Annotated in this window: 20 protein-coding genes; 7 read left to right on the top strand and 13 right to left on the bottom strand. The window is 71.9% G+C overall.

The genetic code is table 11. The annotated features are described in order from the left end of the window. Window positions 1–1,043 (top strand): FAD-dependent monooxygenase (locus ACYVOO_RS29440; RefSeq protein ID WP_461018740.1); only part of this gene is annotated, 1,043 nt, incomplete at its 5' end. Between the two features lie 88 nt (window positions 1,044–1,131). Here ACYVOO_RS29440 and ACYVOO_RS29435 read toward each other — a convergent pair. The 6 genes from ACYVOO_RS29435 to ACYVOO_RS29410 form a co-directional block, all read right to left on the bottom strand. Continuing rightward, window positions 1,132–1,335: a cold-shock protein gene (locus tag ACYVOO_RS29435; RefSeq protein ID WP_453346931.1), complete on the bottom strand. Its 204-nt coding sequence runs from the start codon at window positions 1,333–1,335 to the stop codon at window positions 1,132–1,134. 268 nt (window positions 1,336–1,603) lie between these two features. Beyond that, a complete protein-coding gene (locus tag ACYVOO_RS29430; protein ID WP_461018739.1) occupies window positions 1,604–1,870 on the bottom strand; it encodes a twin-arginine translocase TatA/TatE family subunit in 267 nt (88 codons plus the stop codon). 42 nt (window positions 1,871–1,912) lie between these two features. After that, the gene (locus tag ACYVOO_RS29425; RefSeq protein ID WP_453346933.1) at window positions 1,913–2,368 is read right to left on the bottom strand and encodes a tellurite resistance TerB family protein; all 456 of its coding nucleotides are present in this window, start codon (window positions 2,366–2,368) and stop codon (window positions 1,913–1,915) included. 139 nt (window positions 2,369–2,507) lie between these two features. Beyond that, window positions 2,508–3,509: a sporulation protein gene (locus tag ACYVOO_RS29420; protein WP_461018738.1), complete on the bottom strand. Its 1,002-nt coding sequence runs from the start codon at window positions 3,507–3,509 to the stop codon at window positions 2,508–2,510. A gap of 137 nt (window positions 3,510–3,646) precedes the next feature. Further along, window positions 3,647–5,041, bottom strand: coding sequence for an SLC13 family permease (locus ACYVOO_RS29415; RefSeq protein WP_461018737.1), 1,395 nt, complete (start codon window positions 5,039–5,041; stop codon window positions 3,647–3,649). Between the two features lie 230 nt (window positions 5,042–5,271). Beyond that, window positions 5,272–6,030, bottom strand: coding sequence for an IclR family transcriptional regulator (locus tag ACYVOO_RS29410; RefSeq protein ID WP_461018736.1), 759 nt, complete (start codon window positions 6,028–6,030; stop codon window positions 5,272–5,274). Window positions 6,031–6,128: 98 nt separating this feature from the next. On the opposite strand from ACYVOO_RS29410, the gene ACYVOO_RS29405 reads away from it, so the two are divergent. The 3 genes from ACYVOO_RS29405 (at window position 6,129) to ACYVOO_RS29395 (ending at window position 10,700) form a co-directional block, all read left to right on the top strand. Further along, window positions 6,129–7,295, top strand: coding sequence for a pyridoxal-phosphate-dependent aminotransferase family protein (locus ACYVOO_RS29405; RefSeq protein WP_461018735.1), 1,167 nt, complete (start codon window positions 6,129–6,131; stop codon window positions 7,293–7,295). A gap of 77 nt (window positions 7,296–7,372) precedes the next feature. Next, window positions 7,373–10,399: an FAD-binding and (Fe-S)-binding domain-containing protein gene (locus ACYVOO_RS29400; RefSeq protein WP_461018734.1), complete on the top strand. Its 3,027-nt coding sequence runs from the start codon at window positions 7,373–7,375 to the stop codon at window positions 10,397–10,399. Between the two features lie 91 nt (window positions 10,400–10,490). Continuing rightward, window positions 10,491–10,700, top strand: coding sequence for a hypothetical protein (locus tag ACYVOO_RS29395; RefSeq protein ID WP_461018733.1), 210 nt, complete (start codon window positions 10,491–10,493; stop codon window positions 10,698–10,700). 87 nt (window positions 10,701–10,787) lie between these two features. Here ACYVOO_RS29395 and ACYVOO_RS29390 read toward each other — a convergent pair whose 3' ends face one another. Continuing rightward, the gene (locus tag ACYVOO_RS29390; RefSeq protein WP_461018732.1) at window positions 10,788–11,888 is read right to left on the bottom strand and encodes a glucuronyl esterase domain-containing protein; all 1,101 of its coding nucleotides are present in this window, start codon (window positions 11,886–11,888) and stop codon (window positions 10,788–10,790) included. A gap of 557 nt (window positions 11,889–12,445) precedes the next feature. Between ACYVOO_RS29390 and ACYVOO_RS29385 the strand changes: the two genes are divergently transcribed. Beyond that, window positions 12,446–13,294 carry an SAM-dependent methyltransferase gene (locus tag ACYVOO_RS29385; RefSeq protein WP_461018731.1) on the top strand — a complete coding sequence of 283 codons (849 nt, stop codon included), beginning with the start codon at window positions 12,446–12,448 and terminating at the stop codon, window positions 13,292–13,294. 75 nt (window positions 13,295–13,369) lie between these two features. Next, window positions 13,370–14,377, top strand: a complete 1,008-nt coding sequence (locus ACYVOO_RS29380) for a 1-aminocyclopropane-1-carboxylate deaminase (protein ID WP_461018730.1) — start codon at window positions 13,370–13,372, stop codon at window positions 14,375–14,377. A gap of 45 nt (window positions 14,378–14,422) precedes the next feature. Here ACYVOO_RS29380 and ACYVOO_RS29375 read toward each other — a convergent pair whose 3' ends face one another. The 4 genes from ACYVOO_RS29375 to ACYVOO_RS29360 all read right to left on the bottom strand — a co-directional run bounded on the left by ACYVOO_RS29375 (window position 14,423) and on the right by ACYVOO_RS29360 (window position 19,089). Further along, complete coding sequence (locus ACYVOO_RS29375) at window positions 14,423–15,241, bottom strand: SDR family NAD(P)-dependent oxidoreductase (RefSeq protein ID WP_461018729.1); 819 nt, start codon at window positions 15,239–15,241, stop codon at window positions 14,423–14,425. Between the two features lie 100 nt (window positions 15,242–15,341). Beyond that, window positions 15,342–17,537 (bottom strand): xanthine dehydrogenase family protein molybdopterin-binding subunit, encoded by a 2,196-nt coding sequence (locus ACYVOO_RS29370; protein ID WP_461018728.1) that lies wholly within the window; start codon window positions 17,535–17,537, stop codon window positions 15,342–15,344. Then, complete coding sequence (locus ACYVOO_RS29365) at window positions 17,534–18,571, bottom strand: FAD binding domain-containing protein (RefSeq protein WP_461018727.1); 1,038 nt, start codon at window positions 18,569–18,571, stop codon at window positions 17,534–17,536. Before ACYVOO_RS29365 ends, ACYVOO_RS29370 begins: the two co-directional genes overlap by 4 nt. After that, window positions 18,568–19,089, bottom strand: a complete 522-nt coding sequence (locus ACYVOO_RS29360; RefSeq protein ID WP_461018726.1) for a 2Fe-2S iron-sulfur cluster-binding protein — start codon at window positions 19,087–19,089, stop codon at window positions 18,568–18,570. The genes ACYVOO_RS29365 and ACYVOO_RS29360 overlap by 4 nt, the downstream gene beginning before the upstream one ends. A gap of 183 nt (window positions 19,090–19,272) precedes the next feature. On the opposite strand from ACYVOO_RS29360, the gene ACYVOO_RS29355 reads away from it, so the two are divergent. Further along, entirely contained in the window at window positions 19,273–19,509 is a 237-nt protein-coding gene (locus tag ACYVOO_RS29355; RefSeq protein ID WP_461018725.1) for a chaplin, read from the top strand. A gap of 62 nt (window positions 19,510–19,571) precedes the next feature. Here the strand turns inward: ACYVOO_RS29355 and ACYVOO_RS29350 are convergent, their stop codons facing one another. Together ACYVOO_RS29350 and ACYVOO_RS29345 are read right to left on the bottom strand one after the other, a co-directional pair. Further along, window positions 19,572–21,377 carry an ABC transporter ATP-binding protein gene (locus ACYVOO_RS29350; RefSeq protein WP_461018793.1) on the bottom strand — a complete coding sequence of 602 codons (1,806 nt, stop codon included), beginning with the start codon at window positions 21,375–21,377 and terminating at the stop codon, window positions 19,572–19,574. A gap of 214 nt (window positions 21,378–21,591) precedes the next feature. Further along, a complete protein-coding gene (locus ACYVOO_RS29345; RefSeq protein WP_461018724.1) occupies window positions 21,592–21,714 on the bottom strand; it encodes a hypothetical protein in 123 nt (40 codons plus the stop codon). Window positions 21,715–21,849: the final 135 nt, after the last annotated feature.

Genomic DNA, 21,849 nt, shown 5'->3' with positions numbered 1-21,849 from the left:
GGCTGCGCGCGCGTCATCTCGTCGGCTGCGACGGTGGACGCAGCACGGTGCGCAAGCTGCTGGGCGTCGGCTTCCCCGGCGAGCCCGCCAGGACAGAGACGCTGCTGGGCGAGGTGGAGGTGGCGGTGCCGCCGGAGACGCTGGCCGCCGTGGTGTCGGAGGTCCGCAGGACGCAGGTGCGGTTCGGCACCATGCCCCTCGGCGACGGTGTCTACCGGCTCATCGTGCCCGCCGAGGGCGTGAGCGGGGAGGGCGCGGGCGGGGAGCGGGCGGTTCCGCCGACCCTGGAGGAGCTGAAGCAGCGCGTGCGGGAGATCGCCGGAACCGACTTCGGCACGCACTCACCGCGCTGGCTCTCCCGCTTCGGCGACGCCACCCGGCAGGCCGAGCGCTACCGCGTCGGCCGGGTACTGCTGGCAGGCGACGCCGCACACATCCACCCGCCGACCGGCGGGCAAGGGCTCAATCTCGGCATCCAGGACGCGTTCAACCTCGGCTGGAAACTCGCCGCAGAGGTCAACGGCTGGGCACCGGAAGGGCTCCTGGACAGCTACCACGCCGAACGCCACCCCGTCGCCGCCGCCGTACTGGACAACACCCGCGCACAGACCGAGCTGCTCTCCCCCGAGCCCGGACCCCGTGCGGTGCGCAGGCTGGTGACGGAGCTGATGGGCTTTGAAGAGGTGAACCGTCATCTGATCGAGAAGATCACCGCGATCGGCATCCGCTACGACCTCGGCGAGGGCCACGCACTCCTCGGCCGGCGGCTGCGGGACGTGGAGCTGAAGCGCGAAGAGGGGGGACGCCTCTACGGGCTCACGCACCGCGGTCGCGGACTGCTGCTGGACCAGACCGGCAGCCTCTCGGCCGACGGGTGGGCCGACCGCGTCGACCACATCGTCGACGTCAGCGAGGAACTGGACGCACCCGCCGTGCTGCTGCGCCCCGACGGCCATGTGGCGTGGGTCGGCGAGGACGGCGGTGACGGCCAGGCCGAGCTGCGCGGCGAGCTGGAAAAGTGGTTCGGCTCGCCCATCGGCTGAATCCGTGCGCGGCCTTTTCTCCGTAAAACGCGAGCGAGGCCCGCACCCCGAGGGGTGCGGGCCTCACCGCATAAGGCGCGTCCCGAAATCAGGCGGGGACGATGTTCTCGGCCTGCGGGCCCTTCTGGCCCTGCGTGACGTCGAAGCTGACCTTCTGGCCCTCGTGCAGCTCACGGAAGCCGGAGGCGGCGATGTTCGAGTAGTGGGCGAAGACGTCGGCGCCGCCACCCTCCTGCTCGATGAAGCCGAAGCCCTTTTCCGAGTTGAACCACTTCACAGTGCCAGTAGCCATAAAAATCTCCTCTAAGAAGGGTCAGTGTGGAATACCGCACCTCGCGGAATTCCAGTCGCCGCTATGACCCTGTCCGGCGAACCGGACCTCACAAAAAATGCGCCTGAAAGGGTTACATCCCGTCAGGCGCACACTAAGTTTCATGGGTACCAAAACTGCAACTGAAACCAACCTAGCACACATCTCGGCCGTGCAACGGCCCCGCCGGAGAATTTCTTTTCCGGCGGGGCCGTGGCGGCCGTGGCCCGCCCCTCGCACGCGGGGACGGTCAGGGCTTGCCGCCCGCTGCGCCGCCCTCGCGCCGCGTGATCACGTCGTCGGGCGTGACCTCGACCGTGCGCCTGTCGGCCGCCTCAGCGCCGGGATCCTTGCCCGGCCCCTTGTCCTGCCCCTTGTCCCCCTTCATGGCCCGGACCTCGCTCTTGAGGATGCGGGCCGACTTCCCCGCCGAGCGGGCCAGCTCGGGCAGCTTCTTGGCGCCGAACACCAGGACGGCGACGATGATGAGGATGGCGACTTCGCCGATTCCGAACACGGACTTCCCTTCAGGGGCGGGTGACGGGCGGGGTGGCGCGGGTCAGACGTCGAACTCCGCGGGCGGCACCTCCAGGGTGAAGCATGCCTCGCGCACGACCGCGCGCTCCGTCGCGTCGAAGTCGCCGTCGGCGCCGCCGATGACGATGCCGATCTGGATGACCGCGCGGGCCTCGGTCGGCTTCTTCTTCACCTTGGCGATCTCCTGGAGGATGCTGACCTTGCCGAAGTCGAAGTCCGCGACGAGCTTGTCCAGATAGCCGTCGAAACGCTTCTGGAGGTCGTCGGCGGAGAAGTTCTGGAGCACGTCGTTGGCGGCGATGAGCTGGGCGACCCTCGTGCGTTCCGCGGGGTCGATGCTCCCGTCGGCCGCCGCGACCAGGGCGCACATGGCCATGCTCGCGTCCCGGAATCCCCCGCTCTTCAGCTCGTTCTTCTTCGCGTCGAGCTGGGTCTGCATCGTCTGCGCCGATTCCTTGATGCGATCCCACAGGGCCATGAGCACTCCATCTACGAGGGGCGGGCCCGGACCGGCCGGGGTGCCGGGCCCGCCATTTTTCTACACCTGTGTAGAAGTTAACAGGTCGCGTGTGCGCGGGGTTCCGATCAGGCCGACTCCCCGCTCAGCGATCAGGTGCTCAGCCCTCTTCCTCACTCTCCTCGTCCTCGAAGGCGTCACCGATCTCGTCGACGACCTCGGCCGCGACCAGACCGCCCGCCACGCCGACGGCCAGCCCCGCCGCGCCCGCGGCGACCGCCGTCCCCACACCGGGCCCCGAGCGCTGGTGCCTGCCCTCGTGCCCGCCGTGCCCGCCGTGCGCGTCGTGGTATGGGGCCGGGTGGCCGTCGCCGTACGCGTGCCCGTCGCCGCGTGACTCGACGAGGCGCCGCACCCACGCGTCGGCCTCGGCGTTCCAGTCGGTGCTGTCGGCGTCCTCGTGGGTGACGGTGACGCGCTGGAGCGCGTCGTGGCCGCCGGAGAAGAGGCCGCCGCGCTTGTCGGCCTCCAGGACGACCTCCATGCCGCCGGGGGTGGCGAGGAAGGTGACCTCGATCTCGTTCACGGCGTGGGCGAGGTGGGCCGGCGGGGACAGCTCGATCTCCTGGTAGAAGGGGAGCCGCTGCCCTGTGCCGTTGATGTGGCCCGTCTCCAGGTCGGCGGAGACGAAGCCGAAGCCCAGCTCGCCGAACGCGCCCAGGATCCGTTCCTGGACGGGCAGCGGGCCGACCGTCAGCGGATCGAGGTCGCCCTTGTCCTTCGCGCCCGCGACGGACACCTCGGTCCGCACGCCGAGGACCACGCCCAGCGGCTGACCGTGCAGCTCGGTCACCGGCGTCTCCCACGGAAGAGTGACCGAGAAGCGCTCTTCGCGCCGCTCGCCCTCGGCCAGCCGGAAGCCGCCGCCGACCGTGAAGCGCTCGAAGACGAGGGCGCCGTCGTGCTCGCCGTCCGGGCCCTCGGTCTCGACGCGGGCGACGAGTTCGAGGGTGATCGCCTCGATCTCGGCGTCGCTCTGCCCGCCCTCCAGGTGGACGCGTCCCGTCAGCGGACCGCCAGGCCGCACCGCTCCCCCGTCCAGCACCGTGTCGACGGACGGGCCGCCCACGCCCAGGGCTCCGAGCAGCTTCTTGAACACCATCGTGGCGTTCTCTCCTTACCGTTCGCTCTGTGACTACGTGCCGGGCGGATCTGCCCGGCTGAGGAGAAGAAAACCCAAGCGAAGATCAAGAGCGAAGCTTTTCGGTCACCCCGCGCCCCCTCACTCCCTCCCGCCCCTCACAGCGGGAGCACGAACACCCCCCAGCTCAGCACCGGGGCGACCACGGCCATGGACATGCCCCAGGCCATGAGGCGCCGGAAGACGGTCTGCCGCTGCTCCTGCGGTGCGTTGGCGACGACGAGCGCGCCGCTGGTGGAGAACGGCGAGGAGTCCACGACCGAGGACGAGAGCGCCAGGGCGATGACCATGCCGAGGGTGCTGACGTGTCCGTCGTGGAGGAAGGGGACGGCGAGCGGGATGAGGGCGCCGAGGATGCCCGTCGTGGAGGCGAAAGCGGAGACGACGGCGCCGATGAGGCAGATGAGCAGGGCGCCCAGCAGCGGCGCGTCGATGCCCGCGACGCCGTCGCCGAGCCACTCGATCGTGCCCATGCGTTCCATGAGGCTGACGAAGGTGACGATGCCGCACACCAGCAGCACCGTGGTCCACGCGCACTGGTCCAGGGCGCCCTTCGCGGAGGCGGGTGCGACGAGGGCGAGCACGGCCGAGACGGACAGCGCCATCATCCCGACGTCGAGGTCGAAGAGGACGGACCCGGCGATCACGCAGGCCAGGCCCACCAGCGTCAGCACACGCACGGGGTCCAGGGCGACGTCGGCGCCGCTGTCCGGTCCGGCGCGCGAAGCGCGTGGCTCGATCGCCACGGCCGCGCCACCACCACCGGCCCCCGCACTGCTTCCGCCACCCGCGCCGCCCGCACCGCCCGATCCCTCGGTGCCGGACACGCCGTCGCCCTCCGGCTTTTCCTCCCCGTCGGCGGAATGTCCTTCGACGGGAATGCGGCGCCCCACGAGTTCCTTTCCGCCGAAGAGGAAGAACACCGCGACGCACAGCAGGGCGTTGAAGAGGAACGTGCACAGAAAGAGTACGGGCGGATTCACCGGAAGGTCGTTCCGGGAGACGACGCCGTTCGTGATGGTGCCGTAGACGCTGATCGGCGAGAATCCGCCCGCCGCAGCCCCGTTGATGACGAGAAGGCCCATCATCAGCGGATTGATACGGTGCCGCAGCGCGAATCCGAGGGCGACGGGCGCGATGATGCCGACGGCCGCCGGCACGACGGCTCCCGACGCCGTGAGCAGCGCGGTGATGACGAACATGACCCAGGGGATCAGGGCGATCCGGCCGCCGACGGCACGGATGGTGACGTGCAGCAGCCAGTCGACCGTGCCGTTGTTCTTGGCGAGCGCGAAGAGGTAGGTCACCCCGACCAGAACGACGAAGAGGTCGCCGGGAAAACCCCCGAAAATATCGTCGGCGGATTCTCCGGCAACGGCCGTTCCGATGACGAATGCCGCGACGAGAGCGAGCACTCCCATATGCGCGGAGAAGACCGTCGCGAGGAGAAAGACGAGCACCAGGGCAGCGATGGCTATGAGGTGTTCCGACACAGTGCTCCCTCACCTTCGGTGGAAGGACGTGAGCTGCGGTCGTGACATCACGTGGGAAAGGGCGGAGCCGGGTCACGCGCACATCCGGATGTGCCATGGCGGAATCCGGCTTCCGCTCCGGGCGAGTGTGGAAGCACCGTTGGGCTTCGTCAAGGGGGCTGACAATCGACCGCCACCGGCCCGTGCGCCCGAGCCCAACGCCCCCGCGAGGGACATTTCATGACGATGCATCAGTCCTCGACATGGCCCAGCACGCCGCTGAGCTGCCGCGCAGCGTCCCGCACCCGTGGGCCGTGCGCGGAGCGTGCCTCGGGCGTCATCCGGCTCGCGGGGACGTTGACGCTCAGGCTCGCGACGGGCGCTCCCGACGCGTCCCGCACCGGCGCCGCGACGGCGCACACGTCGGCGCGCCACTCGCCCCTGTTGTCGGACCAGCCGCGCTCGCGGACTGCCGCCAGTTCGTCCAGCAGCCCTGAGCGGCTGGTGATGGTGGTGCCGGTGTAGCCGGGCAGTTCGGACAGCGCCGCGTCCAGGAGTTGCCCGGCCCGCTCGACGGGCAGCGCCGCGAGATACGCCTTGCCGTTGGCGGAGGCGTGCAGCGGCAGCCGGGTGCCGAGGGGGAGCACGATGCGGACGGGCTGCGCGGTCTCCAGCCGCTCCACCAGCACCGCCGCGTCCCCCTCCGGCACGGTCAGGTGGACGGTCTCGCCCGTGTCGCGCCGCAGTTGCTCCATCACGGGCACGGCCGCGTCCCGGAGCCCCAGGTCACCGGTGGCGCGGCGGCCCACGTAGAGCGCCCTGCCGGTGATCACCCAGCGGGTGCCGGCGCCGTCGGCCGGGCGTATCCATCCGGCCTCGCGGAGGGTGTGCAGGGTGCGCTGGAGCGTGCTCTTGGGCAGGTCCATGGCCCGCGCCAGTTCGCCGACGCCGATGGGCTGCCGGGTCGCGATCTCCTCCAGCGCCCGGAGCGCGTTCAGTACGTTCCGCATCGTTGACTCCTTCCGAGCGGTGCTTCTACGCTCACTCGTGCCATCTCAAGAAACACTGTGCCGTCTAACGGCACAATAGACGACGGGAGTTGGCCCACGTGAGTGTTCGCCCTGGACGTCACTTCCTCCAGATACCCGGACCGACGAACGTCCCCGACCCGGTGCTGCGCGCCATGGCCGCACCGACCATCGACCACCGAGGGCCCGAGTTCGCCGAGCTGACGCACCGTCTCCTCGACGCGCTCAAGCCCGTGTTCGGCACCTCGGGCCCGGTGCTGATCTATCCGTCATCCGGGACCGGCGCCTGGGAGGCCGCGCTGCTGAACACCCTGTCGCCGGGCGACCGGGTGCTGTGCTTCGAGACGGGGCACTTCTCGACGCTGTGGCAGTCCATGGCGGAGCAACTGGGTCTGGACCCCGAGACCGTCCCCGGCGACTGGCGCCACGGCGCGTCCCCCGAGGAGGCGGCGGCCCGTCTCGCCGCCGACACGGAGCACCGCATCAAGGCCGTGTGCGTGGTCCACAACGAGACATCCACGGGCGTGACCAGCAGGATCCCCGAGATCCGGCGCGCACTCGACGAGGCGGGGCACCCCGCGCTGCTGCTCGTCGACACGGTGTCCTCGCTGGGCTCCATCGACTACCGGCACGAGGAGTGGGGCGTCGACGTCACCGTCGCGGGCTCGCAGAAGGGCCTGATGCTGCCCCCGGGCCTGGGCTTCAACGCCGTGAGCGACAAGGCGCTGGAGGCGTCGCGCACCGCGCGCTCGCCGCGCGCCTACTGGGACTGGCGGCCGGTCCTCGAGGCCAACGAGCGTGGCTTCTTCCCGTACACACCGGCCACGAATCTGCTGTACGGGCTGGAAGAGGCCCTGCGGTTGCTGACGGCGGAGGGCCTGCCCGCCGTGTTCGCGCGGCATCAGAAGCTGGCGGCGGCGACCCGTGCGGCGGTGCGGGGCTGGGGTCTTGAGGTGGTGTGCGCCGACGAGCGCGAGCACTCCGCGACCCTGACCGGCGTCCTGCTGCCGCCCGAGCACGACGCGGACGCGGTGCGCAAGGTGGTGCTGGAGCGGTTCGACATGTCGCTCGGCACGGGCCTCGGCAAGCTCGCGGGGCGCGTCTTCCGCATCGGCCACCTCGGACAGCTCGGCGAACTCGCCCTCGCGGGCACCTTGTCGGGGGTCCAGATGGGGCTGCGGCTCGCCGGGGTGCCGGTCGCCTCCGGCGGTCTCGAAGCGGCCCTCGACGTCCTCGGGGAGCGCTGAGCCCCCCTGTCTCCTTAGCGCTACGGCGCCGTACCGCGCCGTCCCCGTCGCGTGCCCCGAGACCCTGGAGCGGATCCTTGACCACGCACACCCCCCGTACCGGCATCGACGCCGCCCGCGAGGAGACCCGGCGGGCCCTCGACGCCACGCTGAGCCGCGAACTCGACGGCGACACCGCCTTCGACGACGTGACCCGGCAACTGTTCTCCCGCGACGCCAGCATGTACGCGATCACCCCGCTCGGGGTGGTCTTCCCCCGGCACACCGGCGACATCACGGCCGCCGTGCGCGCGGCGGCCGAGCACGGTGTGCCCGTGCTGCCGCGCGGCGCCGGCACCAGCCTCGCCGGGCAGACCGTGGGTCCGGGGCTCGTGCTGGACCTGTCGCGGCACATGCGGCGCGTGCTGGACATCGACCCCGAGGCGCGCACCGCGCACGTCGAGGCGGGCGTCGTGCAGGACCAGCTCAACCGCGAGGCCGCGGCGCACGGGCTGATGTTCGGCCCCGACACCTCCACCAGCAACCGGGCCACGCTGGGCGGGATGATCGGCAACAACTCGGCCGGCAGCGGCTCCGTGCGCTACGGCATGACCATCGACCACGTCCGCGCCCTCGACGTCGTCCTCTCCGACGGCACCCCGGCCCACCTCGCCCCGCTCGACGAGGCAGCGCGTGCGCGACGGGCCTCGGCCGCCACCCTGGAGGGCCGCATCCACCGCGAACTGCCCGCCATCGCGGCCACGTTCGCCGACGCCATCGCCACGGGCTTCCCCGCACATACCCGTCGCGCCTGCGGCTACCGGCTCGACCGGCTTCCGGCGCCGGGCCAGGACGGTGTGCCCTTCGACCCCGCCACGTTCGTCGTCGGCTCCGAGGGCACCCTCGTGACGGTGGCGAGCGCGCTGGTCGGTCTGGTGCCACGGCCGAGCCGTACCGTCATCGCCGTCGGCCACTTCACCTCGGTGCCCGCCGCCATCGCCGCGACCGAGGACGCGCTCGCCTGCGACCCGTCGGCCGTCGAGCTGATGGACCGTACGATCCTCGAACTCTCCCGGCAGCGCCTGGAGTACGCCTCACTCGGCACCATTCTCACGGGCGACCCCGGCGCGCTGCTGTTCGTCAGCTTCACCGGGGGCGACGAGGACGAGCGGGAGCTGACGGGGAAGCTGGAGCGGCTCACCGCGCTGTGGCGGCGGCACGGGCACGGCTATCACACGCTCAAGGCCGTCACGCCCGCCGAGCAGTCCGCGCTGCTGAAGGTGCGCAAGTCGAGCCTGGGGCTGCTGATGGCGGCCAGCGAGGGCACGCGGCGCCCGCTGGCCTTCGTCGAGGACACGGCCGTCGCTCCGGCCGACCTCGCCGCGTACACCGAGCGGTTCAAGGGCGTGCTGGACCGGCACGGTCTGGAGGCGGGCTTCTACGGGCACTGCTCGGTGGGCTGTCTGCACATCCGCCCGTTCGTGGACGTCGCGGACCCCGGCCAGGTGGAGACGATGCGGGCTGTCGCCGAGGAGGTCAAGGAGCTGGTCGCGGAGTTCGGCGGGGTGAACTCCAGCGAGCACGGCGACGGGCTCGCCCGCAGCGAGTTCAACCGGGAGATCTTCGGGCCCGAGCTGTACGAGGCGATGCGCCAGGTCAAGCGGGTCTTCGACCCGGAGGACCGGATGAACCCCGGCAAGATCGTGGACGCGCCCGCGATGACGGAGCATCTGCGGGACGCCACGCTGACGCCCCCGGCGCCACTCCGCACCCATCTGGACTTCGAGGTGATCGGGCCGGGAGGCGCGAGCGGGGGCGGCGGGGACAGCGGGAACGGCGGAGGCGCCATGCGCGCGGCGGCCGACCGGTGCATGAACATCGGGCTGTGCCGCAAGACGGACGCGGGCGTCATGTGCCCCTCCTACATGGCCACCCGCAACGAGGAGGACTCCACCCGTGGCCGCGCGGGCGCCCTCGTCCAGGCGCTGTCCTCGCCCGACCCGCACGCGGCGCTGGGCGGCGACCGGCTGCACGAGGTGCTGGACCTGTGCCTGATGTGCAAGGCGTGCGCCAGCGAGTGCCCGCTCGGTGTCGACATGGCGACGCTGAAGGCCGAGGCCCTCGCGCACCGGCACGAGGAGCGCGGGGTGCCGCTGCGCTCCCGGATCTTCGGCGCGATCCGACGGCTCAACCGCATGGGCTCGGCCACGGCACCGGTCGCCAACCTGCTGTCGGGGCTGCGCCCCCTGCGGCTCCTGGCCGACCGCACCGTGGGCGTGAGCGCGCGGCGCCCGCTGCCCCGCTTCGTCCGGCGCAACCTTGTGCGCTGGTTCCGCACCCGTCGGCGCGTCGGCAGCGATGCCACGGCCCGCAAGCGCCAGGGCACGCTGGTCTTCCTCGCCGACTCGTTCACCTCCTACACCGAGCCGGGCGTCGGCCGCGCCGCGATCGAGCTGCTGGAGCGCGCTGGCTGGGACGTACGGCTGGAATCCGGCGGCTGCTGCGGGCGCGCGGCGCTCTCGAAGGGGCTGCTGGAGGACGCGAAGAGCGCGGCGCGCGGCCTCGCGCGCGCCGTCTCCTCGGCCGCGCCGCCCGGCTCGCCCGTCACCGGGTGCGAGCCGTCCTGTCTGATGACGCTCAAGGACGAGCATGTGCGGCTGCTGCCCGAGGAGGCCACCGTGCGGGACCTGGCCGGGCGGGTGCGGCAGGCGGAGGAGCTGATCCTGGAGGCCGTCGACGACGGCAGGCTGCGGCTGAGCGAGGACGCCTGGCCCTCGGGGCGCGAGCTGCTCTACCACGGCCACTGCCACCAGAAGGCGGAGGTCGGCACGGCCGCGACGGTCGCCCTGCTGCGGCGCATCCCCGGCGCGCGGGTGCGGGAGCTGGACGCGGGCTGCTGCGGCATGGCCGGTTCCTTCGGCTACGAGGCGGAGCACTACGAGCTGTCCATGACCGTCGGCGAGGACCGGCTGTTCCCCGCGGTGAAGGCGGCGGACGCCGAGACGGTGGTCGTCGCGACCGGCACGTCCTGCCGCCAGCAGATCGCCCACGGCACCGGGCGCGGCGCGATACACCCGCTGGAGGCCGTACGGGCCGCGCTCGCGCCGAAGCACCCGGAAGGATGAGGTGAGGCGCGGGGCGACCGAACACACTGCCGTACGGTGAAACCCCCTGGCCACGGGTGTCCCGCTCTCCTGGGCGCCGTTTGCTCAGGTCATGGACAACGCACCGGCCCGTTCTCGCGACGAGCAACCTCTCCACGTCCCTGAACAGCACTTCGCCCAGTTGACCGACGCGTACTGGCTCGATTCGCCCATCTACGGGATGCAGGCGCGCAGTTGGGCCCGTCAAGGCCGCTCCGCCTGGCGTCCTCCGGACAGGGGAGGGCAGAACATGGCAGATGACGGCTCGGCGGCGTCCGCCTAGGTTTCCCCAGGTTTCCGACGGGACGGTCCGGGCGGGTACGGGACCTGCCCGGCCCCGCCCGGACCGCCAAGAGCCAGCGGGAACCGCCTAATCGGTGAGTACCGGGGTCTGCCAGTTCCTCCATTCGGACAGGTTGCCGGACTTCTTGCCCGAGACCCTGAACACGCCGGGTTCGTTGCCCGTCTTCCGCAGGAACTTCTGGATGTGCTGCTGGAGCGGGGTCCGCCACTCGGATCTGGAAGCGCAGTGGTTACCGTCCTGGACGTCGGACCAGTAGGAGATGTTGCTCCCCGCGCCGAGCGCCTTGTAGACCTCCGCCGCACCCAGTGCCGCCACGCTTCCCGACTTCGCGCCCAGCCAGTCGATGTGCGGGTTCTCCATGATCAACAGCCCGCGCGGCGCGACCATGGCCGCGATCTCGTGCGTGTCGACCGGCAGCGTGGCCGGGTTGCCCGTGAACGAGCCGAACGCGTCACCCGTCCACGGCTGTTCCGAGTAGGCGCTGCTGAGCGGCTGCGCACCGCTCTCCCCCGCGACCCCGCGGAGGATGGGAGCACCCGCCGTACCCGACTCGATCGGCATGGTCAGGGCGATCCGCTGGTCGAAGGCGCCGGCCGTGAAGGCGCCCTTCCCGTAGCGCGAGCATCCCGTGACGCCCATCCCGTCCGCCTGGAGGATGCTGCCGTTCGACTGCTCGATGACGTCGATGATCCGGCTCACTCCCCACGCCCAGGCCATGAGCAGCCCGGTGGGGCTCGATGAACCGTAGAGGCTGTAGAAGGCGCCCTGCTTGTTGCTGCGCGGTGTGCCCTCCCGGCCGACAGCGAGCGGGTCGAAGGTGATGACGGCGGCACCGGACGCCTTGATGGTGGCGGTGTCCGCGCCGAACCCGCCCAGGACGACGACGGCAGGGAACGGGCCCGAGCCACTCGGCAGTTGGACCCCCGCCGAGAAGCTGGCGTTCCTTCCCTGATCCGACACGTTCACCGTGATGCTGGAGTTCGAGACCGAACCCGTGACCGTCGCGGGCTTCGTGTGCTTCTCGCCGTAGACGTAGCGCTCCGCCAGCTTCTTGATCTCCGCCCGTCGGCACCGCCAGTCGGACTTGGTGGAGACGCGCGTCCCGTCGATCTTCGTGAAGGGGTCGGGGAGCCGGGAGTCGGACGTCAGGGAGCCCGGGTCGGGCACGACGCAGTCGGCACCGTCGTCCTCCCCGGCAGGGGCGAGGTGTGCGGCGGCGCCGGGGCTTCCGGTGGCGCCCTGCCTGTGTGCTGAGGGTGGTGGCGCTCAGGCTCGCCACGGCCACGAAGACCGCGGCTGCCCACGCCCGGGGCCGATGTCGGTGAATGCGCATGTGGGGACCTCCATAGGAAGACGCGCATCGACGGCAATGGCCCCCTGCCGAGGGTGGAGTCATGTACGCGCCGGTGCACGCCAGACGGTGGGAAGTGCGCCGGACTACGACGTGAGGAATGCCTCTCCCGCTGTCCACCGTGGCCCGGCATGGGCCAGGGCGGTTTGGGAGCGCTCCCAACGTAGGCGCGGTCCCACCGGGCGGCAATGCCCGGAACCCGGGCCTCCGCGAGTTGGCCGCTTTTCTCCCCCGCCCGCCCGGTGCGGCGGTCCGCAGGCGGTCCGGAGGCGGTCCGGAGGCGGGACGTTTGCCGACTGGTTCCGGAGGCAGTGGGTGAGCACGGCCGATCAGCGTCGGAGTGAGCGGTCAAGATCATTACGGAGGGCCTGGAATGTCCGAGGAACCGAGCGAAGAGATCGACACGACCCATGCGCATTCCGCCCGGGTCTACGACTTCATCCTGGGCGGAAAGGACAACTACCCGGTCGACGAGGATGCCGCGCGGGCCCTGGTGCGGGCGTGGCCCCGGCTGCCGGTGAGCATGCGGATCAACCGGGCGACCATGCACCGGATGGTGCGGTGGCTGGCGGCGGAGGCGGGTGTCCGCCAGTTCCTCGACATCGGGACCGGAATACCCACCTCACCCACCCCGCACGAGATCGCGCAGTCCGTGGACCCGACGTCGCGGGTGGTGTACGTGGACAACGATCCGATCGTGCTCGCGCGGGCCCGCGCGCTGCTGACCAGCACGCCGGAGGGCCGGACGGCCTACCTCGACGCCGACATGCGGAACCCGTCGGCGGTGCTGGACTCGGCGGAGCTGCGGACCACGCTGGACCTGTCACGGCCGGTCGGCGTCACGGTCATCGCCATGCTCCAGTTCGTGGAGGACGCGGCCTCGCTGATGGCCGGACTCGCGCGTGGGCTGCCCGCAGGCAGCTATGTGGCGCTCACGACCGCGACGGCCGACATCACGCCGGACGAGGTCACGGCGATGGCGGAGGAGTACACCCGCCGCGGAACCCCGATGTTCCTGCGGAGCCGGGACGAGGTGGCCCGGCTCATGACCGGGGCGGGGCTCACACTGCTGGAGCCGGGGGTGGTGCCCATGCACCGGTGGCATCCGGAAATGGGCCCGGCCATCGTCAAGGGACGAGCGGACTCCTCGGAAGAGCCCGCCATCGTCGACACGGACGTCAACATGTACGCGGCGATGGGACGGATCCCCCGGCGCCGGTAGGTGTCCGCACCTTGCAAGCTGGACCGGAGGCGGCGCCCTCACCGTCACCGCCGTCATCGAGAAAGAGGAGGCCCCATGTCCCTGGACGACTTCGACCGCTACCCCCTGCTGTTCGGGCCCAGTCCGGTGCATCCGCTGGACCGGCTCAGCAGTCATCTCGGCGGGGCGCGGATATGGGCCAAGCGGGAGGACTGCAACAGCGGCCTGGCGTTCGGGGGCAACAAGACCCGCAAGCTGGAGTATCTGGTGCCCGACGCACTGCGGCAGGGCGCCGACACGCTCGTCAGCATCGGCGGAGTGCAGTCCAACCACACCCGTCAGGTCGCCGCCGTGGCCGCCAAGCTGGGTCTGAAGGCCGTGCTCGTCCAGGAGAGCTGGGTGGACTGGCCCGACCCCGTCAACGACAAGGTCGGCAACATCCTGCTCTCGCGGATCATGGGCGCCAGGGTGGAGCTGGTGCAGGCGGGCTTCGGCATCGGCTTCAAAGAGAGCTGGAACCGGGCCCTGGAGGACGTGCGGGAGGCGGGCGGCACCCCGTACGCCATTCCCGCCGGGGCCTCGGACCACCCGCTGGGCGGGCTCGGATTCGCCCGCTGGGCCGAGGAAGTCCAAGCCCAGGAGCGGGAGTTGGGCGTCTTCTTCGACACGGTGGTGGTCTGCGGCGTCACCGGCAGCACCCTCGCGGGGATGATCGCGGGCTTCGCCGCGCAGGAGCGGCCCCGTCGGGTCCTGGGCATCGACGCCTCGGCGAAGGCGGCGGAGACCCGCGCCCAGGTCGAGAAGATCGCCCGTGGGACGGCCGAACGGATCGGCCTGGGACGGGAGTTGCGGGACGAGGAGATCGTCCTGCTGGAGGGGTGGGCCGGGGACCGCTACGGCGTTCCCGTCGCCTCCACCCTCGACGCCATCCGGCTCACGGGCAGCCTGGAGGGCGTGATCCTGGACCCGGTGTACGAGGGCAAGTCCATGGCGGGGCTCATCGACCTCGTACGCGGCGGTGACATCCCCCGTGACTCCCAGGTGCTCTACGCACACCTGGGCGGCCAACCCGCGCTCAACGCCTACAGCGGCGCCTTCGATTGACGATACGTCAGAGCACGGGCCGGTGCTCCGTGCCCGCGGCGACGGTCACAGCGCGTGGCCCCCGGCGGCCTGGAGCACCTGGCCCGTGATCCAGCGCGCCTGGGCCGAGGCGAGGAAGACGACGGCGTCCGCGATGTCGCGGGGCTCCCCGACCCGGCGCAGCGGGATGGCGGGGGTCACCTCGCGCACGAGGGATTCCGGCATCCAGCCCGTCTGCACGGGCCCGGGTGCCACCGCGTTGACGCGGATGCCGAGCGGGCCGAGTTCGATGGCCGCTGCACGGGTGAACGCCTCCAGTGCCGCCTTCGAGGTGCCGTATCCCACCTGGCCCGGGAAGGCGCGGGCCGCGTCGGTGGAGATGCCGACGACGGCGGCGTCCCGCGCACTCGCATCTGCGGCGCTCAACTCCCGTCGGCGACGGGCCAGTTCGGCCGTGAGCAGCGCGGGCGCGAAGACGTTGACGGCGTATGTGCGGTGCAGCCCGTCGTGGGTGAGGGAGAGGGTGTCGTCGGGGGACTCGCAGTGCGCGGCGTTGTTCACCACGACGCTCACGGGCCCGAGCGCCGCCTCGGCCGCGTCGAACAGCCCGGTGGCCGCGCCGGGCAGCGAGAGGTCGCCTGTCACGACGTGCGCGGCCTCGGCGCCACCGTGTTCCGTCAGCCACCGCGCCAGCCGCTCGGCGCGCTCCCTGTCCCCCGCGCTGTGCTCGCGGGTGACGCCGTCGGGGAGCGGCTTCTCGCCGGTGAGGCAGTGCAGCGCGATCCGGGCGCCTTGCGCCGCGAACCCGGTGGCGACGGCCGCGCCGATGCCGCCGTCGGCGCCGGTGACGAGGACGGTGCGGCCGGTCAGCTCAGCGTCGATCATCCCGGCAACCTCGCACGTGTCCCCGGCCCGCGCAACGCGATATCCGCGCGGCGGCGTGACGCGCCCGCCGCCGCGCGCCCGCCGCCGCACTGGCAGGTGTTCAGCGCAGCAGCTTGTCCGGGGTGATGGGCAGGTCGCGGACGCGGATCGCCGTCGCGTTGTGGACCGCGTTGGCGATGGCGGCGGGCGAGCCGACGATGCCGATCTCGCCGATGCCCCGTGAGCCCATGGGGTTGGAGCGGGGGTCCTCCTCGTCGAGCCAGATCGCGTCGAGGTCGCCGACGTCGGCGTTGCTGGCGATGTGGTAGCCCGCGAAGTCGTGGTTGACGACGTGCCCGAAGGCGTGGTCCACCACGCTCGCCTCGTGCAGTGCCATCGACAGCCCCATCACCATGCCGCCGAGGAACTGGGAGCGTGCCAGCACGGGGTTGACGATCCGCCCGGCCGAGAAGACGCCGAGCATGCGCGGGACCCGCACCTCTCCCGTGTCCGCGTGCACCCGCACCTCCGCGAAGTGGGCGCCGAAGGAGTGCACGGCGTAGCCCTCACGCTCCGGGTTCTCGGGCATCCCGGCGCGGGCACGGGCGCCCTCGGCCGGTTCTGTGCCGTGCTGTTCGCGGAACGCCTTCGCGGCGCCGACGATCGTCGAGCCCCAGGACGTGGTGCCCGAGGAGCCGCCCGCGACGGTCGCGGTGGGCAGCGAGGTGTCGCCCAGTTCGGTGCGCACGTCGTCCACGGCGACACCGAGCGCGTCGGCGGCGATCTGCGCGAGCACGGTCCAGGCGCCGGTGCCGATGTCGGCGGCGCCGATGCGGACGACGTACCGGCCGCCGCCCGTGTGCTCGATCTCGGCCTCGGAGCCCGCGTTGGCGTAGCCGGGGTAGGTGGCGCTGGCGACGCCGAGGCCCACGAGCCAGTCGCCCTCCCGCCGCGTCCCCGCCTCCGCGCGCCGGTCGCCCCAGCCGAAGCGCTCGGCACCCGTGCGCAGGCACTCGACGAGGTGCCGGGACGAGAAGGGCTTGCCCGAACCCGGCTCGGTCTCCGGCTCGTTGAGCACGCGCAGCTCGACCGGGTCGAGTCCGCAGGCGTGGGCGAGTTCGTCCATGGCGACCTCGGCCGCGAACATGCCGGGCGCCTCGCCAGGGGCTCGCATCCACGAGGGGACGGGGACGTCGAGTGCCGCGAGGCGGTGGCTGGTGCGGCGGTTGTCCGTCGCGTACATCAGCCGCGAGGCCACCGCCGTCTGCTCGGCGAACTCCTTGATGCGCGAGGTCTGTTCGACCACCTCGTGGCACAGCGCCGTCAGCCGCCCGTCCCGGTCGGCGCCGAGCCGGAGCCGCTGGAGGGTGGGGGTGCGGTAGCCGACGAGGGAGAACATCTGCTGCCGGGTGAGCGCGAGCTTGACGGGCCTGCCTGGCACGCACCGGGCCGCCAGCGCCGCCAGCACGTTGTGCGCGTGCGGCATGCCCTTGGAGCCGAAGCCGCCGCCCACGTGCGGGGAGATGACCCGCACCCGCTCCGCGGGGAGGCCGAGGACGGGGGCGAGGGTCTGACGGACGCCGTGCGCCGCCTGGGTGGAGTCGTAGAGCGTCAGCCGCGCCCCGTCCCCGTCTCCGACCCCGGCCCCGGCCTCCCCCTCGCCCGTGTCCCACACGGCGATGCTGGCGTGCGGCTCCATCGGGTTGTTGTGCTCCATGGGCGTGGAGTACGTCGCGTCGACGGTGACAGCGGCCGTGGCCAGGGCCGCCGCCAGGTCGCCCGCGTCGCTCTCCGTGTCGAAGGCGGGGTTGACCTGGTCGGGTGTGTAGAGGCCGGGGTCGTCGGCGCGCATCTCGGTCGAGTGGGGCCACTGTTCGTAGCCGACCCGTACGAGGGAGGCGGCGTGCCTGGCGGTCTCGGGGGTGTCGGCGACCACGGCGCCGATGAGCTGGCCGCGGAAGTGGACCTCGTCCGACTGGAGGATGGCCAGCTCCCGATCCTGGGAGTCGGCGAGCCGGGCCGCGTTGAGGTGGGTGAGCACGGCCACGACGCCGTCGAGCGCCTCGGCCGCCGCGCTGTCCACCGACGTCACCCGCCCGCGCGCGACGGTGGACTGGAGCGCGTGCGCGTAGGCCGGTCCTTCGACGGGGTGCTCGAAGGCGTACGGAGCCGTGCCCGTCACCTTCGCGCGGCCCTCGCGCCGCCTCAGCGGCGCGCCGACGGCGGCCCCGGCCTCCGGGCTCGCGGCGCCGGTGCTGACGCCGGTGCCGGCACCCGTGCCGATGCCCGTACCCGTGCCGATGCCGGTGCTGGTCATGCTCGCTCCTCCATGCCAGAGCCGCCTTCCATGGCCAGTCCGCGCAGCACGGACACCATCGTGTTGCGTGCCATCCGGTCCTTGAACCCGTTGTCCGCCAGCGGGCGCGCCGCCGCCAGTTCGGCGTCGGCCGCTCGCCGGAAGCTCTCCTCCGTGGGCCTGGTCCCGCGCAGCGCCTCCTCGGCGCGGGTGGCGCGCCACGGCTTGTGCGCGACGCCGCCCAGCGCGATCCGCACGTCCCGTACCGTTCCGATCCCGTCAGCGCCCGCGACCTCGCGGTCGATGTCGAGCGCGGCGGCCACGGAGACCAGCGCGAAGGCGAACGAGGCCCGCTCGCGCACCTTCCGGTAGGCGGAGTGCGCCGCCGCGTACGGCAGTGGCGGCAGTTCCACCGCCGTGATCAGTTCGCCGTGCCCGAGCACCGTGTCCCGCTCCGGCGCGTCGCCGGGCAGCCGGTGGAAGTCCGCCAGCGAGATGCGGCGCTCGCCGTCCGCGCCGAGTACGACGACGGTGGCGTCGAGCGCGGCCATGGCCACCGCCATGTCGGAGGGGTGGACCGCCACGCACAGCTCCGAGGCGCCGAGGATGGCATGGTTGCGGCTGTGCCCCGTGAGCGCGGAACAGCCGGAGCCGGGCTCGCGCTTGTTGCAGGGCGTGGTGACGTCCTGGAAGTAGTCGCACCGGGTGCGCTGCAACAGGTTGCCCGCCGTGGTCGCCGCGTTGCGCAGCTGCCCGGAGGCGCCCGCGAGCAGTGCCTGCGAGAGTACGGGGTAGCGCCGCCGTACGAGCGGGTGCGCCGCCAGGTCGCTGTTGCGTACGGTCGCGCCGACGCGCAGCCCGCCGTCGGGCAGCTCCTCGACGCGGTCCAACGGCAGCCGCGACACGTCGACGAGCATGCCAGGACCGGCCACACCCAGCTTCATGTGGTCGACGAGGTTGGTGCCGCCCGCGAGGAAGACGGCGTCGGCGCGTTCCCTGACGGCGGCGACGGCGGCGTGGGGGTCCGTCGCCCTGCTGTACTCGAAGGGGATCACCGGTCCGCCACCTCCCTGACAGCCGCGACGATGTTGACGTAGGCACCGCAGCGGCACAGGTTGCCGCTCATGCGCTCGCGGATCTCCTCGTCGTCCAGGGCGCGGGGGCCTTCCGCTGCCAGGTCCCCGGCGGGCGTCGCGTGGCTGGGGTGTCCGGCAGCGGCCTCCTCCAGCGCGCCGACGGCGGAGCAGATCTGGCCCGGGGTGCAGTAACCGCACTGGTAGCCGTCGTGGTCGAGGAAGGCGCGCTGCACGGGGTGCGGCTCGCCGTCCCCGTCGACGAGTCCGGCGGCCGTGGTCACCTCCGCGCCGTCGTGTGCGACGGCGAGTGCCAGACAACTGACCACCCGCCTGCCGTCCAGCAGGACGGTGCACGAGCCGCACTGGCCGTGGTCGCACCCCTTCTTCGGTGAGGTGACCGCGAGCCGTTCCCTGAGCGCGTCGAGCAGCGTGGTACGTGTGTCGACGGTCAGCGACCGGTCCGCACCGTCCACCCGCAAACTGATGTGAGCTATCACCCGGCCCCAGTACCACCGCGTCCCCCTCTCCTAAACACCGTTGCTCCATCGGAGCGCGGGGCGTCACGGAGGGGGCCGACAGGGGCTGTGCGGCCACGCCCACGGCCGGACCAATGCCCCGTCGGGACTCCGCCGCCGGGTTCTGATGCAGGACGTCAGCCCAACCCCACGATGGGAGAGAACATGCGGATCCGTACCGTGATCGCGGCCAGCGCCCTCGCTGCCGCCGGGATTCTGGGCGGTGCCGGTGCCGCCTCCGCCGACGCGGACGCCTGGGCGCGCGTGAAGCACTCGCCGGGTGTCCTGTCCGGCAACGCCGTGCAGGTGCCGATCCACATCGGTGCCAACGTCTGCGGTAACAGCATCAACGTGATCGGGCTTCTCAACCCGTCCGCGGGCAACACCTGCGTCAACCGCTGACGCTCACCCCGTTCCCCGTGTGTCCCCTCCCCCGCCGTCCGGTGGGAGGGGGCACACGTGTGTCACGGGTGCGGGGTGAGGGTGGCGGCAAGGGGCGCGGGTGCGTGCTGCGAGTCGCGCAGGCGCGCATAGGTGCCGTCGCGTGCCAGGAGCTGGGCGTGGGTGCCGCTCTCGGTGACCCGGCCGTGGTCGAGGACGAGGATGCGGTCGGCGTCGGGCGCCAGGCCCAGGTCATGGGTGATGACGATGGTGGTCCGCCCCTCCATGAGGCGCCGCAGCGGCTTGATGACACGTCGCGCCGCGAGCGCGTCGAGCCCGGTGGTGGGCTCGTCCAGGACGAGGACGGGCGCGTCGCGCAGCATGGCTCGAGCGATGGCGACACGTTGCAACTGGCCGCCGGAGAGCCGCGCGGTGTGCGGGTCGATACGGGTGCCGTAGCCGTCGGGAAGCGCCATGACGAAGTCGTGCGCGTCGGCGGCCCGCGCCGCACGCACCACCTCCTCCTCGGTGGCGCCGGGACGGCCGCACGCGATGTTCCCCGCGATGGTGTCGTGCAGGACGAGGGTGCGCTGCGGCAGCAGAGTGATGTTCTCGCGCACCCAGGCCAGCGACAGGGTGTCCAGGGGTGCGCCGTCGAGCCGTACGGAGCCCGAGTGGGGGTCGTAGAGCCGCGGCAGGAGTTGCGACACCGTGGACTTGCCCGCGCCGCTGGGTCCCGTGATGACGAGCAGTTCGCCGGGTGCGGCGGTGAGGGAGACGCCGGTGAGCGCGTCCCGGTCGGCGTCCGGGTAGCGGAAGCCGACGTCGCGCAACTCGACGACGCCGTGGGCGCGGCGGTACGGGGCGGTGGCGGCCGACGGGTGGCGCATGGCCGGGTCGGTGAGCGAGGGGGCCGGATCGGTGACCGAGGGGGACGAGTCGAGGATCTCCAGCAGGCGTTCGGCGCCCGCCGTCGCCGCCGTGACGGTCAGGCCGAGCTGGCCGAGCGAGCGGATCGGCGGGTAGAGGTAGCCGATGAAGGCGGCGAAGGCGAGGAGCTGACCGAGCGTCATCCTGTCCTCGGAGATCTCCCACGCGCCCAGGCCGATGACGGCGAGCACGCACACGGTCTCGATGACCTCGACGAGCTGCTCGTACAGCTCGTTCATCCGCGCGCTGGAGACGGTGGCGCGCATCCAGCGGCGCGCCTCGCGCCGCAGCCGCTTCTCCTCCGCCGCCTGCCGGTTGTACGCCTGCGTGAGCAGCACGTTGCCCAGCGACTCCTCGACGACGGAGGTGATCGCGCCGTCCGCCTCCCGCTCCCTGCGCGAGACGGCCTTGAGCCGCCCGGAGAACCGCTTGGCCGCCAGCCAGAAAAGGGGCGCCAGCGCGAAGGTGACCAGGGCCAGGTCCCAGCGGAGCCAGAGCGCTGCCGCCGCGTAGAAGAGGGCGCTGAAGAGCGCGGCGACGGTCTCCACGACACCGGAGACGGCCATCCGCTCGATCGCCTCCACGTCGCCGGTCAGCCGTTCCACCAGGTCGCCCTGCCGGTGCCGCTGGAAGAAGTGCGGCGGCAGCGTCTGTACGTGCGCGAAGACGCGGGCGCGCAGACGCATCACGAAGCGCTCCGCCGTCCACGCGGCCAGTGAGTTGCCGAGGTAGCCGACGACGGCGCCGCACACCGCGAGGGCGAGCCACTTCGCGGCCGGGCCCCAGAAGGCGCTGAGGGAGCCCTGCTGGAGTGCGTCGTCGGTGAGGCTGCTGAAGAGGAGGATCGAGGCGGTCTCGGCGAGCGCCGCGAGGATGACGCACGCGCAGATCACCAGCAGCCAGCCGCGGTCACCACGGGTGAGGGGCCAGAAGCGGCGGAAGGCGACCCGCACGGACACGCGCGGCGCGGAGGGGTGCGACGTGGAGGGGTGCGGATTGTCCGCCGGGGCGTCCTCGCGGTGCGGGTGCGGGTGCGGGGCACCGATGTCCGTCTCGTACGCCGTCACTGCTCTGCCTCCTCTTCGTGTGGTCGTCCCTGGCGGCACCGGCTCATGGGCCGGACGCGGCCGAGGCGGGCCCGCGCCGTGCGCGGGCCCGCCTCGTGCGGTGACGTCAGCGACGGCCGACCGGACGGCGACGCGGCTGCTTCCTCTGCTGCTTCTTGCCGGGCTTCTCGTCACGGTGGGCCGGACGCTTGTGGGCGGGCTTGGCCGGGGTGATCTTACGGAAGCTCATGGATTTCTCCTTTTCTCGGAAGAGTGTTTTCCTGCCGCGCCTTCCGGCTGCGACAAGAAAAACGCTACCGCACCATTCAGCACCGTCGAACCGATTCCGATGAGCTTCCCATGAATTGGCGCTGAGCCTTTTCTC

The sequence above is a fragment of the Streptomyces daliensis genome (assembly GCF_054782395.1).
The sequence above is the reverse complement of the archived record's forward strand: the minus strand, read 5'-3'. Positions and strand labels throughout refer to the sequence as shown.

Coding starts and splice junctions, on each gene's coding strand:
- ACYVOO_RS29380 (WP_461018730.1), top strand. CDS start 13,370: ATGTCCCTGGACGACTTCGACCGCTACCCCCTGCTGTTCGGGCCCAGT.
- ACYVOO_RS29425 (WP_453346933.1), bottom strand. CDS start 2,368: ATGGCCCTGTGGGATCGCATCAAGGAATCGGCGCAGACGATGCAGACC.
- ACYVOO_RS29420 (WP_461018738.1), bottom strand. CDS start 3,509: ATGGTGTTCAAGAAGCTGCTCGGAGCCCTGGGCGTGGGCGGCCCGTCC.
- ACYVOO_RS29345 (WP_461018724.1), bottom strand. CDS start 21,714: ATGAGCTTCCGTAAGATCACCCCGGCCAAGCCCGCCCACAAGCGTCCG.
- ACYVOO_RS29375 (WP_461018729.1), bottom strand. CDS start 15,241: ATGATCGACGCTGAGCTGACCGGCCGCACCGTCCTCGTCACCGGCGCC.
- ACYVOO_RS29355 (WP_461018725.1), top strand. CDS start 19,273: ATGCGGATCCGTACCGTGATCGCGGCCAGCGCCCTCGCTGCCGCCGGG.
- ACYVOO_RS29410 (WP_461018736.1), bottom strand. CDS start 6,030: ATGCGGAACGTACTGAACGCGCTCCGGGCGCTGGAGGAGATCGCGACC.
- ACYVOO_RS29395 (WP_461018733.1), top strand. CDS start 10,491: ATGGACAACGCACCGGCCCGTTCTCGCGACGAGCAACCTCTCCACGTC.
- ACYVOO_RS29370 (WP_461018728.1), bottom strand. CDS start 17,537: ATGACCAGCACCGGCATCGGCACGGGTACGGGCATCGGCACGGGTGCC.
- ACYVOO_RS29385 (WP_461018731.1), top strand. CDS start 12,446: ATGTCCGAGGAACCGAGCGAAGAGATCGACACGACCCATGCGCATTCC.
- ACYVOO_RS29435 (WP_453346931.1), bottom strand. CDS start 1,335: ATGGCTACTGGCACTGTGAAGTGGTTCAACTCGGAAAAGGGCTTCGGC.